Source organism: Silvimonas soli (genome assembly GCF_030035605.1).
GTDB lineage: Bacteria > Pseudomonadota > Gammaproteobacteria > Burkholderiales > Chitinibacteraceae > Silvimonas > Silvimonas soli.
In genome coordinates, this window is the sequence record NZ_CP106736.1 from 3,919,657 (window position 1) to 3,934,308 (window position 14,652).

Sequence of the window (14,652 nt, forward strand, 5' to 3'; positions counted from 1 at the left end):
TATTGCCGCGACCTGGATCAAGCAGCCGGGTCCGGCCAGACGGCATGATGCAAAAATCCGACTCACCACACAGACACAGAGCCATGACCAAAAGCATTATTTCAGATATGGACGGCGTGATTTATCGGGGCAAAGCCTTGATCCCCGGCGCCAACGACTTTGTGCAGCGCTTGCTGGCTGCCAAAACGCCGTTTTTGTTTTTGACCAACAACGCCGAACAAACGCCGCTGGATTTGAAACTCAAGCTGGAACATCTGGGGATCAAAGGCCTGACTGAAGACAACTTCATTACCAGCGCCATGGCCACGGCCATGTTCCTGAAAAGCCAGAAAGAACACGCTACGGTATATGTGGTGGGCGGCGGCGGCCTGATCAACGAGTTATATAACGTTGGCTATTCGATTTCAGAGTCGAACCCGGATTACGTGGTGGTGGGCAAGACTACCAGCTTCAGCTATGAGCAAATGAAAAAAGCCGTACGCCTGATTGATGGCGGCGCCAAGTTCATCGGTACCAACCCCGACATGATCGATCCGGTGGAAGGTGGCAATGAACCGGCGGCGGGGACCATCCTGGCCGCCATCGCTGCCGCAACGGGCAAAACGCCCTACATCGTCGGCAAACCCAATGCACTGATGATGACTTTGGCGACACGCAAGCTGGGCGTGCATCCGGACGACGCGGTGATGGTTGGTGATCGCATGGACACCGATATTGTTGGCGGTCTGGAAGCAGGGATGACCACTGTGCTCGTGTTGTCTGGCGTGAGTACCCGGGAATCGATCAAACAGTTCCCGTACAAGCCAAACCACGTTTTCAACAATGTTGGCGAAATCGATATCGAAGCATTGTGATTGCAACAGCGACCTGGCCAAGCCCGGCCGCTACTGCCGCAGCATGAAAAACGCCCGATTGATGAACCGGGCGTTTTGCATTGCGTTTTACCAGTGCCTGGTTACAGACCGCTGGCCCGACCGAAGCGCTTGCCATCCGTGCTGACACTACGAACCTGCACAGCTTGCGGATCAGCCACTGCTGGCGCATTGGCGGCATTCCATGCTTGCCACGTTTTACCGGCATCCAGCGAATACTGGATATGCACGCCAGGCAACTCAGTTACCGCCGCCAGCTTACCGTTCACGACCTTGGCACCGACCATGGACAGACGGTAATCGACACCAGCCCGATCCAGCTTGGCCAGTTCACGTTGCCCCAATGCATTGGCAAAGCCGGTGTAGTCATTGGCAATTGCCTGGGCATCGACGTTATGCGTTACGCCAGACTTGAACACCGCGCCCGATTGATATGGCAATTCCCATGAAGCTTTGTGCCATGCGCGTTCAGCCACTGCGATCAGACGCGGGAAGGCCATATATTCGTATTGCTGGTCAGTACGGAACGATTCACTCCAGACCTGGGCGGAAAGGCCGATGACATTCGGCGCGACATCCGCCGACTTGACCTCGAAGGCCTTGCCATCCCGATCAAGCGACGTTTCGGCATTCTGCGGCAGGTTTTCCGGCGCGAAAGTGAAGATCTTTTTCAGCGTATTGGAACGTGCGCCCCAGTAATAACCACGCTCATTTGGATCAACTTCGTTAGGGAAGTCCAGATAGACATAATCCGGGCTGGAAATGATTTGCGCAAAGCCCTTGGCACTCATCTCGGACGCTGTATCAGCGCCGCCCCAGAACAGGGTGTCCCAGAAGTTGACGCGCGGTGTCACCGGGAATTCCTTGGCATTCGGCGCTTTCTTCAGACCATCTTGCCATGCCTGGAAGTTGGTCACGCCGTACTTCGGCAGCAAGCCGTTGACCTGATGGGCGTAGTAGGAAGGCAGGTGTTCCATGCTGTCCACTTTGCCCGATTTGACCAACGCCTGGCAGACTGGTGATTTGCCCCACGGATGATCTTGCAGACTCATGTCCATCTGGCCCTTACCCGCGTTGTCCTTCGCGTTTTTGTCGGCATAACCGCCGCCGAGGAAGATGTTTTTGGCTTCATCGGCACCAAAGTGCCAAGTGTTCATTTTGAGGCCGGCATCTTTATACATCTTCGCCACTTCGCCAATCACCTTGTCGGTGAACTTCAGGGTCGAAGGCAGGCATGGGTTCAGTGTCGACAGGCGGTTGTAGTACTGCACGGTGGTGATATTGCTGGTGTCTTGCGGATCAACCAGGCGGTATTCGTTGGCCTCAGCGGTTTTGCCTTGCGCCGACAGTTCTTTGTAACGCGCTTCCATCGAAACTACCGCAGCACGGGAGTGAGCCGGCATATCGATTTCCGGGATCACTTCGATATTGCGGGCGTGGGCGTACTTGAGAATCTCAATAAATTCAGCGCGAGTGAAGTAACCACTGCCATTGGTTGAGGTGTCCGGCCCGGCCCCCAGCTGTGGCAACAGGCATTTGGTTTCGCTCAGGTCCAGGCAACGTTTGCCGCCCACGTCGGTCAGTTGTGGCAGGCCAGGAATCTGCAGTCGCCAGCCTTCATCATCAGACAAATGGAAGTGCAACTTGTTGAGTTTGTACGCCGCCATCTGGTCGATGGCCTTGAGCACCATTGCCTTGCTGTGGAAATTGCGGGCCACGTCAATCATGAAGGCACGATAGTTAAAGCGCGGTGCATCGACGACCTGCATGGCTGGCACAACAGTCGGACCCTGCACGTTGACCAGCGACAGCAGTGATTGCACGCCATTGAATGCACCAGCTGCATCGTAGCCAGTCACGGTCACGCCCTGCGGCGTAATGGTCAGGCTGTAGCCTTCGGTTTTACGGGCCGCTTCTGGCACAGCATCGGGTTGCACCGAAACACGGACAGGCAATGGCGCAACTTTGGCTGGCAGATTCCCTGACTTGGGCGCAACGCCCAGCATTCTGAAGCGGGCCTGCAGTGCCTCCACGTTACTGGCCGTTAAACCGGTTGCTTTCAGCTCCAGCCCGTTGGCGATGGTGATGTTGCCACCGGTCATGGTTTGCTGCATGGGTTCTGGAATCATGCGGCCGGCAATGGCAGCTTGAGATAATGCCGGGGTCTGGCTGTATTGCTCGAAGCGGCTGCTGGCGTTCATCAACACATTGGCGTCGGTGGCCGTACGTTGCCAGTTTTTGCCCAATGGCCCGACAAAGCTATTGATGTCTTCTGTGTTGGTATTGGCGATTACCTTGGCATCGGCGTTACCTGCCTTAACCATCCAGCGGGGCATGGTGTCGTAAGTGGAGATTTGCCAGTATTCCAGCACCAGCGGAATCTTGATCGCGGCGTTCGCGCCGAAGCCGTTGAACTTTTCGGTCGGCTGCAGGCGGTAAAGGTCACCAGTCAGATGGGTAATCTTGAACTGGTCAGTGTCTACCTTCAGCACCCGGCGGATGCTGGAAAAATAGATCTCCCAGTCTTTGCCATTGATGGCCGCGCCAGTGTTGGTCAGCGTGACGTCCACCGAATAACAAGAGGCCCAATCCGCGCCCAGCGGTGCGCATTTTGCAGCGTCCAGACCGTTGGCAATCACGTCGTATTGCACGTTGAGCTGATGAGCCATGGTGTTGGTCAGCTCGGCATCCGGCGTGGCAGCCAGTGCCATACCTGACAAGGCCATGGATAAGGCAATCAGACCCGGTTTGAGTTTCATGATGTTGTCCTCTGCAATAGCAATTTCGATGTTAGATCGTTATGGCCGCAGCGCGGGCCGGTCCGCCCATTGGGTGGATCTATGGACGAGTCCGTGTGCAAGTGCCTGCTAAAAAGTGCTGGGGCAAACGGTAGGCGTCATGACGGCAACCGTCGTTGCCTTTTATCAAAATTCTCGGGTGGAATATTGACAATGAACAAATCCAGAAATGGCGAATCTGGCAAGTGGCCGTAGTGGTGGAGAGGGGTACGGGCGGGGCCTGATGAACTAACTGGCCTTGTTTTTAATTTATGGCAAAAATACAGGCAAAGCAGATCAGCCAGCTTTGGTGATTCGAACGCCATGTATCACAACGCAATTAGCTTGGGCTTGCGCCCGCTCTTGCGGCAGAGCACACCCGCAATGCCCAATCCCGCCAGCATCAATGCCCATGAGCCAGGCTCGGGCACTGCAGGCAGGATATGCACGGTAAAGGCGGCCAGAACCGGGCTGGTTATGCCCACCGGATTGGGCGCATTGCCTTCCGACATGTCGACATACAGGCCAAAATTTTGCCCCGCCAGCACACCAATATGCCGGTAGCGACCGCTCACGTTCAGGTCAGCAAGGGTGAACTGATCGGAGAGGGAGTCAAAAAACGGTGTTTTCACGCCATCAAGCAGATAACCAAATTGCGCATTTTTGGTGAGCAACAGATCGTCATTGCCATACCACCAATCCAGATCAACTGTTTGCGCGGTGGGAAAGGTATAGCTGATCGACACAAAATCGGGCTGCTGCTCGGTGGTGCTCAAAAAGTAGACATAGTTGTAATTGTATGGAGGCTGACCGCAGCAGTTTTGAATAATCCCGCCAGTGGGATAGCCTTGCGACGAGAAAGCAACCCAGTTCCAGTTGCTTTGGTCCCACGCCAAGGCGCTGCTAGATGCAAACAGAGTCGCTGCGCAACTAAGCAGCGCAAGGGTCTTGCCCATTTGCAATTGCATTGTCATCTCCCGGCGATGTCTCGATTCAAGAACGGATATCGAACGCGAACATTGAGATTTATTCTTGATCGGTCGTCGGCTTTTTGCGCATATTTTTGCTGCTTTTAGATGGGCGGCGGCCCGTTCCGCCCAGAGAGTGGCTGGAACTTGCGCTGAGTAGTTCAGGCTGGTTGGGTAAATCCTCGCGCAGCCCGCCCGGCCGCCCAATCCAGCGCTGCACAAATCACAAAATAAATGGCCCCGGCAAACAGAAAGATGGGCACTGGATGAATCATCACCCGGTTGCTGACCTGACTGGCGATGGTCGATAACTCGCTTACGCCCACGATATATGCCAGCGACGTATCTTTGATCAGCGTGATCCACTGGTTTACAAAGCTGGGCACCATCATGCGCAGGGCTTGCGGCAGGACGACGTATCGCAGCACCTGACCTCGGGTAAAGCCCACGGAATAACCGGCATCCCACTGACCGGCGGGAATGGCCAAAATACCTGCGTGCACCGCATGGGCCAGATAGGCCGCGCTGATCAGCGAGAGTGCGCACATCACCGGCAGCAAGCCCGGCACATCCAGCCCGAATACGATGGGCAGGAGAAAGTAAGTCCAGAAGATCAGCATCAACACCGGAATGGCCCGCAGAAATGCCAGTACCAGCGTGAGCGCATGCCCGACCACGCCACGCGAGAAGGTCAGGGCAATGCCAAGGAGCGCGCCCAGCACGGCCGAGGCGACGGCCGAACCAATGCTCAACAGTAGCGTTAACGCTGCTCCGCCCAACGGGCCATCCGGAAAAGCACCCCACAGCAGGTAGTCCAGGTTGTGCCAGATCACGATCAGTGCATCCATGGCTCAGGCTCTCCCTGGCAATGCCGCGCGGCGGCGGGCGAATTGGGAGAGTGCTTCGATCAGCGCAATGATGCCGATGTAGCCCAGCGTAGCAACGCCGAATGCCTGAAACGTGAGAAAGCTGGCGGCCTCCACCTGGCGCGAGGTGTAGCTCAACTCGGCTAGTCCGATTCCCATCGTCAGCGAGCTGTTTTTGACGATATTCATGTACTGCCCAAACAGCGGCGGCTGGGTAATGCGAAGGGCTTGTGGCAGCACGATATAGCGCAACGTTTGCCAGTGGGTGAGCCCGGTAGAAAGCCCCGCTTCCATTTGTGCGCCCGGCACGCCGCGCAGGCCGGAGCGAATATCCTCGGCAATAAAGGCCGTGGCATAGAGCGTCAGCCCGAACACGGCGGCAAGAAACTCGAACGATGGCCATGCCAGCGTAATGCCAGGTAATGGCCATTGATGTGGCGTATTCAACCAGGTCATGGCCGATTCCGGCAATAGATTGGGCGCGCCGAAGTACCAGAAAAACAGCTGGATCAGCAGTGGGGTATTACGAAATATCTGCACATAAGCGGTGGCGAGGGTACGCAATCCGCGATGAGTGCTGTTGCGGGCTAATGCGAGCAAGAACCCGCTTATCGTGGCCGCGATAATGACGATGAATGCCACCCAGGCGGTCATGGCCAGCCCATTGGCCATCCAGTGGAGGTATTTGGGGGAGAGGAGGAGGGTGGTCATATTGGAGATTCGTGAGCGATGTGCATGGCAGGTTTTTTGCGCCTGGATCGAATGAAACGAGTAAAACACCAACCCCGGAAACGCTGCTTTACCGTGGAAACACAATGTGGCGGACCACGCCGACCGAGAGCCGGAGACCCACGCTCCGACCCACAGAGGTAGTGGACCACCTGGCAAACAGACGGTTTGTTTTTGCTTTTGACTTTGGGCCCCCTTGCGGCAGCGGGGTCGCCTTTTTGCTATCCCGCTCTGCGGGACTTTGGGTTTCTTTTCTTTGGCGACGCAAGTTGCACGATAAGTGTCTTTTGCATATGAAACGTGCTCCCGGGCACTCCCGGGTATCAAATGTTTTTCACCAGCGTGCCGAAGGCATTAACAAAACATGCTCTAGAGACTTAAGCGCAAATATCAAGGTCGGTTTCACCTTCCGGAGAAAAGAGGAGCCGGTTCTGTGCCGCAAATACCGTGGCTCTCGGCAAAACAGCAATCCCGGATTCTCACTACGTTTCCTCCGGGCTACGCAAGCCAATCCTGGCAAAAGAAAAACATCGCGCCCCTTGCGCGGCGCGATGTATCAAAAAGCAATCAGAAGACGTGGACGAGAGAGTTTGCACTTGTTGGGGCGATAGCCGCCTTACTGGGCGCGGATGTGCGCGTCGCCGATTTTGAACAACCGTGGCAGCGGCGCTTTGGTAGTCGGGCCAAACCAGCGATCGTAAATTTTGCTGGCCGTGCCGTTCTTTTCCAAATCTTTGAGGGTGTCGTTCAGGAACGCGGTCAGGCGCGCTTCACCTTTCGGTACACCGACACCTTCCAGCTCTTCAGAGATTGAAAAAGCCGGAATTTCGTATTTATCTTTGTCTGGCAAATTGCCCAGAATGGCCACCAGTTTGGAGCCGTCTTGTGTAATCGCCTGCACATTGCCGTTACGCAGGGCTGTGAGCGCAAACGGCGTGTCGTCGTACAACACAACGGTGGCGTTAGGATATTTCTCGCGCAGCGTGGCTTCCATGGTGGTGCCTTTGTCGGCGCCAATGCGCAAGCTCGTTACCTGATCTGCGCTCTTGACTACGCCTTTTTTGGCCAGAAATTGCTGGCCAGAGGCAAAGTATGGAATGCTGAAATCAATCACTTTGGCGCGTTCTTCGTTGATGGTGAAGTTGGCGAAGACCAGATCCACTTTGTTGGCGGTCAGCAACGGAATACGGTTGGCCGGATTGGTGGGAGTGATTTCCAGCTTCACGCCCAGGCGCTTGGCCACTTCCTGGGCGTAATCGACATCCAGACCGACAATCTTGTGGGTTTTTTCGTCAACAAACCCGAACGGTGGGTTGCCATCAAAAGCGGCAACGCGCAGCACGCCGGCTTTTTTGATGTCATCGAGTTTGTCGGCCAGCGCAAGGCCAGAAGTGAGCGACAGCAGCAGCAGAGCGAGTACTTGTTTTTTCATTGTCATGGTCAGGAAAATCCCGGTGCGATTGATAGTCAAGGCAGGAGCGAGGCGTGATCCGGTTTGTGTTCGACCAACGCAAAGGCGGTGGCGGGTAGGCCAGACGCCGTGTTTTTGCTCCATCTGGATCGCATATTAGCGGGCGCTTTTAATTCTTACTAATTATATAAAATAATTTTGTTATCGTTAATTTGCATATAAATGCCGATAAAGAGTCACTAAACCAACGTGGGCGCGGTTTGCGACTGTGCCAGCCAATCTGCGGGGCAACTGTAGATAGCGGCTTATCCAGGCGAGGTTTAATCTCAAAACTCATTGCTTTATAGATATTCCGCGCAGGCCAGGAGAATCCCATGCAGGAACGTTTTTACATTGATCCTTACCAGACCACCCTGCAGACCACGGTCATGCGCCACGATGATGCTGGTTTGGTGCTGGGTGATACCTTGTGCTATCCGCTTGGGGGAGGTCAGCCGGGAGATACCGCACAGCTCGCGTTGGCCGACGGTGGCGTGCTGGCAATAACCGACACCCGCCGCGACAAAGCCACGCGAGAAATCGTGCATCTGCTGGAGGCCGATGCCCCGCGCCTGGCTGAAGGCACCGCCGTAACCCTCACCCTGGATTGGGCGCGGCGGCATCGTCATATGCGCGTGCATACTTGCCTGCACTTGTTATCGGTGGTGATCAAGGCCGGTGTCACCGGTGGCAACCTGACAACGGAATCCGGGCGACTGGATTTCGATTTGCCCGAAGGCATGGAACTGGATCGGGAATTCATTGAGAGCGAACTGAATCGCTTGATCAGCGAGGACCATCCGGTGGCGGTCCAGATGACCAGTGGCGCAGCTTTGAAACGCCAGCCAGAGCTGATCAAAACGATGTCAGTGACGCCGCCGCTGGAGTTGCCGGAGATTCGTTTGATCGCCATCGAAGGCATTGATTTACAGCCGTGTGGTGGCACCCACGTGCAACGCACCGGTGAAATTGGCGCGGTGATGGTAAAGAAGATCGAAAGCAAAGGTGCGCGCAACAAGCGGGTGGTGCTGGCTTTGCTGGATTGAGCGAAAGGCGCGCTGTTGCGCTGTACGTAGTCTGAATCGATGATGCGGGCCATGGTTTTGGCCCGTCTCTTTTAATAACTGGCTGAAAACGCGTCGCAACCGTGCTCTACATGAAACATGAGCACGCTCGCCCTGGAGTTGAGAACGATGGATCAGCAAAGAACAGATCGCTTGCCGCCGCTGCCGTTAGAGGCGTTGACCGAGGCACAGCGTACCGCCGCGCAAGCCTTGATTGATGGCCCGCGCAAAGGTGTAAAAGGGCCGTTTATTCCGATGTTGCGCAGTCCCGAATTACTGGATCGGGTGCAGCGGGTCGGCGAATACCTGCGTTACGACACGGTGCTGGAAAACCGGATTGGTGAGTTCGTTACGCTGATTGTGGCGCGGGAATGGAGCGAACCCTTTGAGTGGTCAACGCATTATCCGTTGGCTCTGGCGGCGGGCGTGGCGCAAAGCACGCTGGATGATCTGGCCGAAGGTGCGCGGCCACAAACGATGGCGCAGGATGAAGCGCTGGCTTGGGATTTCACTACTGAGCTCACCCGCAACAAGGGCGTTTCGGACGGTACGTGGCAGCGCGCGCTGCAGCAGTTCGGTGAGCAGGGCGTGGTAGAACTGGTGGGACTGATTGGCTACTTTACGTCGGTGATCATGTTGTTGAGCGCGGCGCACACGCCGGCGGTCAATCCGGTGCCATTACCGGTTTTGCCACGCTGAAAGTGGGTGAGTCGGCAGCTGGCAGACAAAAAGAAAGGGAGGCAAAAAACTGCCTCCCTTTTTCATTTGCGCCAGTTCGCGCTTGAGTGTTTGCTTGTCATCACGCCGTTTCACTTTGTGTGCTTTGTCGTGAGCGCCAGCGTGGCGTTGGGTTGCGGCCAACGCAAATGGATTGCGCGGCACCAGGGTTTTGCCTCGGGTTTTCATGGGGTATGCCTCAATGGTTGCGATCTATGGCCAACCAGCCAGATTGGCCGGTCTGCCAGAGCGCGCACATTGTAACTGGCAATCCGGTCAGATCACATCCCTGTGGCCAGTCAAAACCAGTCCAGTCCCAAGGCTTAAACCCGGCGTACCGACTCGCGCCGCACCAATTCAAATTGCGGTTGCACCACCGGTTCGGTCGAGCCGTTCATCATGCCCAGCAAGGTATGTCCGGCCAGCCTTCCCATATCAAACGTGGGTTGGCGAATGGTAGTGAGTGGCGGCAGCATGTAATTGGAAACAGCCAGATCATCAAAACCGATCAGCGAAATTTCTTCCGGCACCCGAATGCCACGCCGATACAGGCCAAGCCGTGCGCCCATGGCGCTTTGATCGTTGGCGGCAAAAATGGCGGTAAACGGACTACGCGATTCCAGTAACTGGTTAATCGCCAGCACGCCACCCACTTCAGTGAAGTCGCCGCTGGCGATCAGGGCAGGGTCTACCACCACGCCAGCATCTTTCATGGCGCGCTTGTAGCCTTGCAGGCGTTCTTCCGCATCGGGCTGGCCCAGTCGCCCGCAAATATGGGCAATGCGCCGGTGGCCTTGGTCGAGCAAATATTGAGTGGCTTCGTAGGCGGCTTGTTCGTTGTCTACGGCCAAGCCGATGGCACGTGGCGCATCCAGTCGACGCCCGGTAATCACCACTGGCACCTGGCGTGACAGAGACAAAATCTGCTTGTCGCTGGAGGTGGCGGTAAAGATGATGATGCCGTCCACGCGACGACCAATCAGCAATTCTGCGTGATCTTTTTCTTCGCGTGATTGCCAATGCCCGCTGACGATCAGCAGGGCGTAGCCCGTGCCGGAGATGGCGTTCTCCACGCCTTTCAGTTCTTCACCAAAGAAAGGGGAGCCCAGATCTTGCGTGATGATGCCAATGGTTTTGGTGCTGCCTGTCTTCAGACTTTGCGCCAAAACGTTGGGCGTGAAATTCAAAAGTTCAATCGCCCGCGAGATGGCTTCTTGTTTGATTTTTGAAACACCGGTAACGCCTGTCAGGTAGCGCGACACCGTGCTGGCCGAAACCCCGGCTTCGCGCGCGACGTCTTGCACCGTGACATTTTCTTTTCGCGAATGATCTTCCATATTGCTTCTATGTTTGGGTTGACTACGAAGTACGCACCATAGAGGTGCGATAAATAGTTGTGTTAGTCAAGTTTATCGGTTTTGTCAGCACTGGATTGAATCATGCTCTTTACTGATTTATAACCATGTAAATCAATATATTGCCTGGAATGTTACGGTGTTGTTCGGGCCACCATGTATGGCAATTGCATGGTGTTGCTATTTTGTAGTGCAAACGTTGCACCTACATGGAACCACTTATTGCCCTAGCTCAAAGGATGCCCGAAACTGAAAACGATTTCAAAAAAATCAGCGAAAAAGCACTGAAATTGCTGCAAACGCGAAATCGATTTCAATGGTACTACAACCCCAATCGTTGGAGAGAGCGATGAAACAAGTTGTACGACTTGCAGTTCTGGGTGCACTGGTTGCTGCGACCGCACCCGCATGGGCCACCACAGTATTGACCGTTTCCAGCTTCCCGGATCTGGATCGCGATATCAAAACAGCGATTCCGCTGTACAAGAAGCTGCATCCGGATGTCGAAATCAAACTGGTTAGCCGCGAACGCGTTGACCATGTGAATGCACTGACCACCCAACTGGCTTCCGGTACTGGCTTGCCAGACCTGATGGGCCTGGAAATCGGCTTCGTTGGTCGCTTCATCGCTTCGGGCGGCCTGGAAAATCTGTCCAAGGCACCGTACAACGTCAACCAATACCAAAGCCAGGTGACCAGCTATTCCTGGGCACAAGCCAAGGGTACTAATGGTGACCTGTACGCCATGCCAGTCGACATCGGCCCGGGCACACTGTTTTATCGCAAGGATCTGCTGGACAAAGCCGGTGTTTCCGAAGCTGATCTGACCAAGAGCTGGGAAACCTATCTGGCTTCTGGCAAGAAGATCAAGGCAGCGACCGGCGCTTACCTGGTCGCCAGCCCGGTGGATATCAAGGATATCTACATCCGTTCCAATCTGAAGAACGGTGAAGGCATCTATTTTGACAAGTCTGGCAAGGTGATCGTAGCCGGTAACCCGCGCTTCGAAACTGCTTTCAAGCTGGCTAAAGAAGCTAACGATGCCGGCATCGCTGGCAACATCAAGCAGTGGACCAACGACTGGGCGGCTGGCTTCCAGCATGACCAGATCGCTACCCAGCCAATCGGCGCGTGGTTGAATGGTCACCTGGCTCACTGGCTGGCTCCGGACGAAGCAGGCAAGTGGCGTGCGGCTGATCTGCCAAACGGCGCATATGCATCGTGGGGCGGTTCTTTCTACGCTATTCCGACCAAGAGCACACACAAGGCTGAAGCGTACGAGTTCCTGAAGTTCCTGACGCTTAATCGCGATCAGCAACTGGCTACCTTCAAGGAAATGGACGCATTCCCGTCGCTGAAGTCGGCACAGACTGATCCGATCATGTCCGAGCCGCTGCCGTACCTGGGTGGTCAGAAAGCCCGTGAAATGTGGCGCGAAGCTGCCAAGCATATTCCGGAAATCCCGATCAACAAGAACGATGGTGTAGCTGAAGACATCATCAACGACCAGCTCGACCAGGTTGTCCATCAAAACAAGGACATCAAGGCCGCTCTGGCTGACGCTCAGTCGGATATCGAGCGCCGCGCAAAACGTTGATTGTAATCGGTTGATGTAAACGCGGCTGGCCCGGCCTGTTGGCTTGCCGGTCGCGTGTTTTACCGGGTTTGCACTCTCCTGGTGGTTGTTCAGGATCAAAGGCAGATGCGGCATGGTCGGATCAGACGTGTTGTTGCGGTGGCTGCCACCATCAAGGCGACACGACTGGCCGGTTTTGCAGTGATCACCAGACTCTACAACCGATGCAAGGTCGCCCGTTTCAGGGTTAAAGGCGCGAGAGTCTGTTCAAAGTGTTTATGCAGCTATCCCAGGCGGCGAAAAGATTTTGAACAGGCTCTAATGACTCTTTGACCATTTTTTCCCGGAACGCCGGAGCAAGTTTCATGGAATCCGTGTTGTCCCCCGCTGCAAGTGTTACCTCGCGGCCCCGCCGCAAGCGTGTACACGCATGGAAGTGGGCCCCCTATCTGTTTATCAGCCCGTTTTTGATCATCTTTGCCGTGTTCGGCGTGTTTCCTTTGTTGTTCTCTGCCACCTTGTCGTTCGCGCAGTGGGATCCTGCGGCGGGTTTCTCCGCCGTTAAGTGGATTAACTTCGACAATTACAAGTTTGTCATGACGGACACGTGGTTCTGGAAATCCCTGTTCAACACGGTCTACATGGCGCTGGCCTCTGGCGTGCCGCAGCATCTGGTGGCGATCCCGTTTGCCGCCTTCCTGTGCACCGTACTGCGTGGCCGCAACACGATTCTGGGTGCGTATTTCCTGCCGTTCATTACCTCCAGTGTCGCCATTGCGCTGATTTTCAGCTCGTTGTTTTCCAAGGACTTCGGTGCCATCAACGCCATGGTGATGGGCCTGCACAATTTGCCGCTGATTGGCGGATTGTTCCCGGATCACAAGATTGACTGGTTGCTGGATACCTCGCTGGTCAAACCGACCGTGAGCTTTGTGGTGTTCTGGCGTTATGTGGGCTGGAATACCGTGCTGTACCTCGCCGCAATGCAGACCATTCCAGAAGACCTGTACGAAGCCGCCACGCTGGATGGCGCAGGGACTTTCCGCAAGTTCTGGCACATCACGCTGCCCATGATCCGCCCGATGATGTTCTTTGCCGTCTCGCTCACGCTCATCAATAACCTGCAGCTGTTTGAAGAGCCGTTCATCTTGCTGGGTGACAACGGTGGCATGGGGCAGGCAGGTATGACCACCGCTATGTATATGTATCGCACCGCGTTCTATTTCAGCGATTTCGGCACGGCATGTGCGATTTCCTGGGTGATGTTCATTCTGATTGCCGTGTTGTCGTACGGAAATCACAAGTTGTTCTCGCTGTTTGCTGGCGGGGAGGAATAAACCATGGCTATGGTCAACAACAAGAGTTCAAGAAGCCGTCCACTCGCCTGGGTGATCGTGGTCATCGGTGCGGTGCTGATGCTGGCGCCGTTCTACTTCACTTTCGTGCTGGCAACGCAGCCGCGTGAAGCCATTTACCATATCCCGCCACCCATGTGGTTCGGCCCGGCCTTGCTCAAGAACATCAACACCCTGGTGTCGATGATTCCGTTCTGGCACAACCTGGGCATGAGCTTGTACGTGGCGTTCATGACCACCATTCTGGCGCTGTTCTTCTGCTCGATGGCTGGTTACGCCTTTGCCATGTATGAGTTCCGCTTCAAGAAGGCGCTGTTTGCCATCGTGCTCGGTAGCATGTTGCTGCCGCCGTTCGTGGGCCTGATTCCGACCTTCATGCTGATGAACTTCCTGGGTTGGCTGGATCAACCGCGGGCCTTGTATCTGCCCGCAGCAGCAGCAGCTTTCGGCATCTTTTTGATGCGCCAGTACATCAGCTCGGCCGTACCTAAAGAACTGATGGAAGCGGCGCGTATTGATGGTTGCGGCGAGTTCCGCATTTACTGGAACGTGGTACTGCCGCTGATTGGTCCTGCGCTCGGTACACTTGGCCTGATTACCTTCATCAGCAGCTGGAACAGCTTTCTGCAACCGCTGGTCATCATGCACTCACCAGAGAACTTCACCGTACCGGTCGCACTGCGCAGTATGCAAAGCCCGACCAATACGGACTGGGGCGCGGTGATGGCGGGTTCGGCTATCGCGGTATTGCCGCTGCTGATCCTGTTTGCGATGTTCTCCAAGCGGTTAATTGCAGGTTTGACCGCTGGCGCAGTCAAGGGCTAAGCCAACCGATACAGCAGACCGCCACCAAACCTTAACAACACGTTTCCCGCCTGAAGCCCGCCCGGATCGCTGAGTTTTACGACCGGGGCAGGGCGGGC

At 55.4% G+C, this 14,652-nt stretch carries 12 protein-coding genes; 6 read left to right on the forward strand and 6 right to left on the reverse strand.

Features of this window, described 5'->3' with window-relative positions; genetic code table 11:
- Nucleotides 1-83: 83 nt before the first annotated feature.
- Nucleotides 84-854 carry an HAD-IIA family hydrolase gene (locus tag N7220_RS17880; protein WP_283148883.1) on the forward strand — a complete coding sequence of 257 codons (771 nt, stop codon included), beginning with the start codon at nucleotides 84-86 and terminating at the stop codon, nucleotides 852-854.
- A gap of 101 nt (nucleotides 855-955) precedes the next feature.
- Here the strand turns inward: N7220_RS17880 and N7220_RS17885 are convergent, their stop codons facing one another.
- The 5 genes from N7220_RS17885 to N7220_RS17905 all read right to left on the reverse strand — a co-directional run bounded on the left by N7220_RS17885 (nucleotide 956) and on the right by N7220_RS17905 (nucleotide 7,650).
- Nucleotides 956-3,631: a family 20 glycosylhydrolase gene (locus tag N7220_RS17885; protein ID WP_283148884.1), complete on the reverse strand. Its 2,676-nt coding sequence runs from the start codon at nucleotides 3,629-3,631 to the stop codon at nucleotides 956-958.
- A 347-nt stretch (nucleotides 3,632-3,978) separates the two neighbouring features.
- Nucleotides 3,979-4,617, reverse strand: coding sequence for a PEP-CTERM sorting domain-containing protein (locus tag N7220_RS17890; RefSeq protein WP_283148885.1), 639 nt, complete (start codon nucleotides 4,615-4,617; stop codon nucleotides 3,979-3,981).
- A 161-nt stretch (nucleotides 4,618-4,778) separates the two neighbouring features.
- Nucleotides 4,779-5,465, reverse strand: coding sequence for an amino acid ABC transporter permease (locus N7220_RS17895; RefSeq protein ID WP_283148886.1), 687 nt, complete (start codon nucleotides 5,463-5,465; stop codon nucleotides 4,779-4,781).
- Between the two features lie 3 nt (nucleotides 5,466-5,468).
- Entirely contained in the window at nucleotides 5,469-6,194 is a 726-nt protein-coding gene (locus tag N7220_RS17900) for an amino acid ABC transporter permease (protein WP_283148887.1), read from the reverse strand.
- Nucleotides 6,195-6,828: 634 nt separating this feature from the next.
- A complete protein-coding gene (locus tag N7220_RS17905; RefSeq protein WP_283148888.1) occupies nucleotides 6,829-7,650 on the reverse strand; it encodes an ABC transporter substrate-binding protein in 822 nt (273 codons plus the stop codon).
- 347 nt (nucleotides 7,651-7,997) lie between these two features.
- Here N7220_RS17905 and N7220_RS17910 point away from each other — a divergent pair, with 347 nt between their 5' ends.
- Nucleotides 7,998-8,708, forward strand: coding sequence for an alanyl-tRNA editing protein (locus tag N7220_RS17910; protein ID WP_283148889.1), 711 nt, complete (start codon nucleotides 7,998-8,000; stop codon nucleotides 8,706-8,708).
- 147 nt (nucleotides 8,709-8,855) lie between these two features.
- The gene (locus N7220_RS17915; RefSeq protein WP_283148890.1) at nucleotides 8,856-9,425 is read left to right on the forward strand and encodes a carboxymuconolactone decarboxylase family protein; all 570 of its coding nucleotides are present in this window, start codon (nucleotides 8,856-8,858) and stop codon (nucleotides 9,423-9,425) included.
- A gap of 341 nt (nucleotides 9,426-9,766) precedes the next feature.
- Here N7220_RS17915 and N7220_RS17920 read toward each other — a convergent pair whose 3' ends face one another.
- Complete coding sequence (locus tag N7220_RS17920; protein ID WP_283148891.1) at nucleotides 9,767-10,780, reverse strand: LacI family DNA-binding transcriptional regulator; 1,014 nt, start codon at nucleotides 10,778-10,780, stop codon at nucleotides 9,767-9,769.
- Between the two features lie 367 nt (nucleotides 10,781-11,147).
- Here N7220_RS17920 and N7220_RS17925 point away from each other — a divergent pair, with 367 nt between their 5' ends.
- From N7220_RS17925 to N7220_RS17935, 3 genes are all read left to right on the forward strand, one after another.
- A complete protein-coding gene (locus tag N7220_RS17925) occupies nucleotides 11,148-12,395 on the forward strand; it encodes an extracellular solute-binding protein (protein ID WP_283148892.1) in 1,248 nt (415 codons plus the stop codon).
- A 344-nt stretch (nucleotides 12,396-12,739) separates the two neighbouring features.
- Nucleotides 12,740-13,711, forward strand: a complete 972-nt coding sequence (locus N7220_RS17930; RefSeq protein ID WP_283148893.1) for a carbohydrate ABC transporter permease — start codon at nucleotides 12,740-12,742, stop codon at nucleotides 13,709-13,711.
- 3 nt (nucleotides 13,712-13,714) lie between these two features.
- On the forward strand, nucleotides 13,715-14,554 hold the full coding sequence (locus N7220_RS17935; RefSeq protein WP_283148894.1) for a carbohydrate ABC transporter permease: 840 nt from the start codon (nucleotides 13,715-13,717) through the stop codon (nucleotides 14,552-14,554).
- The last annotated feature ends 98 nt before the right edge of the window (nucleotides 14,555-14,652 follow it).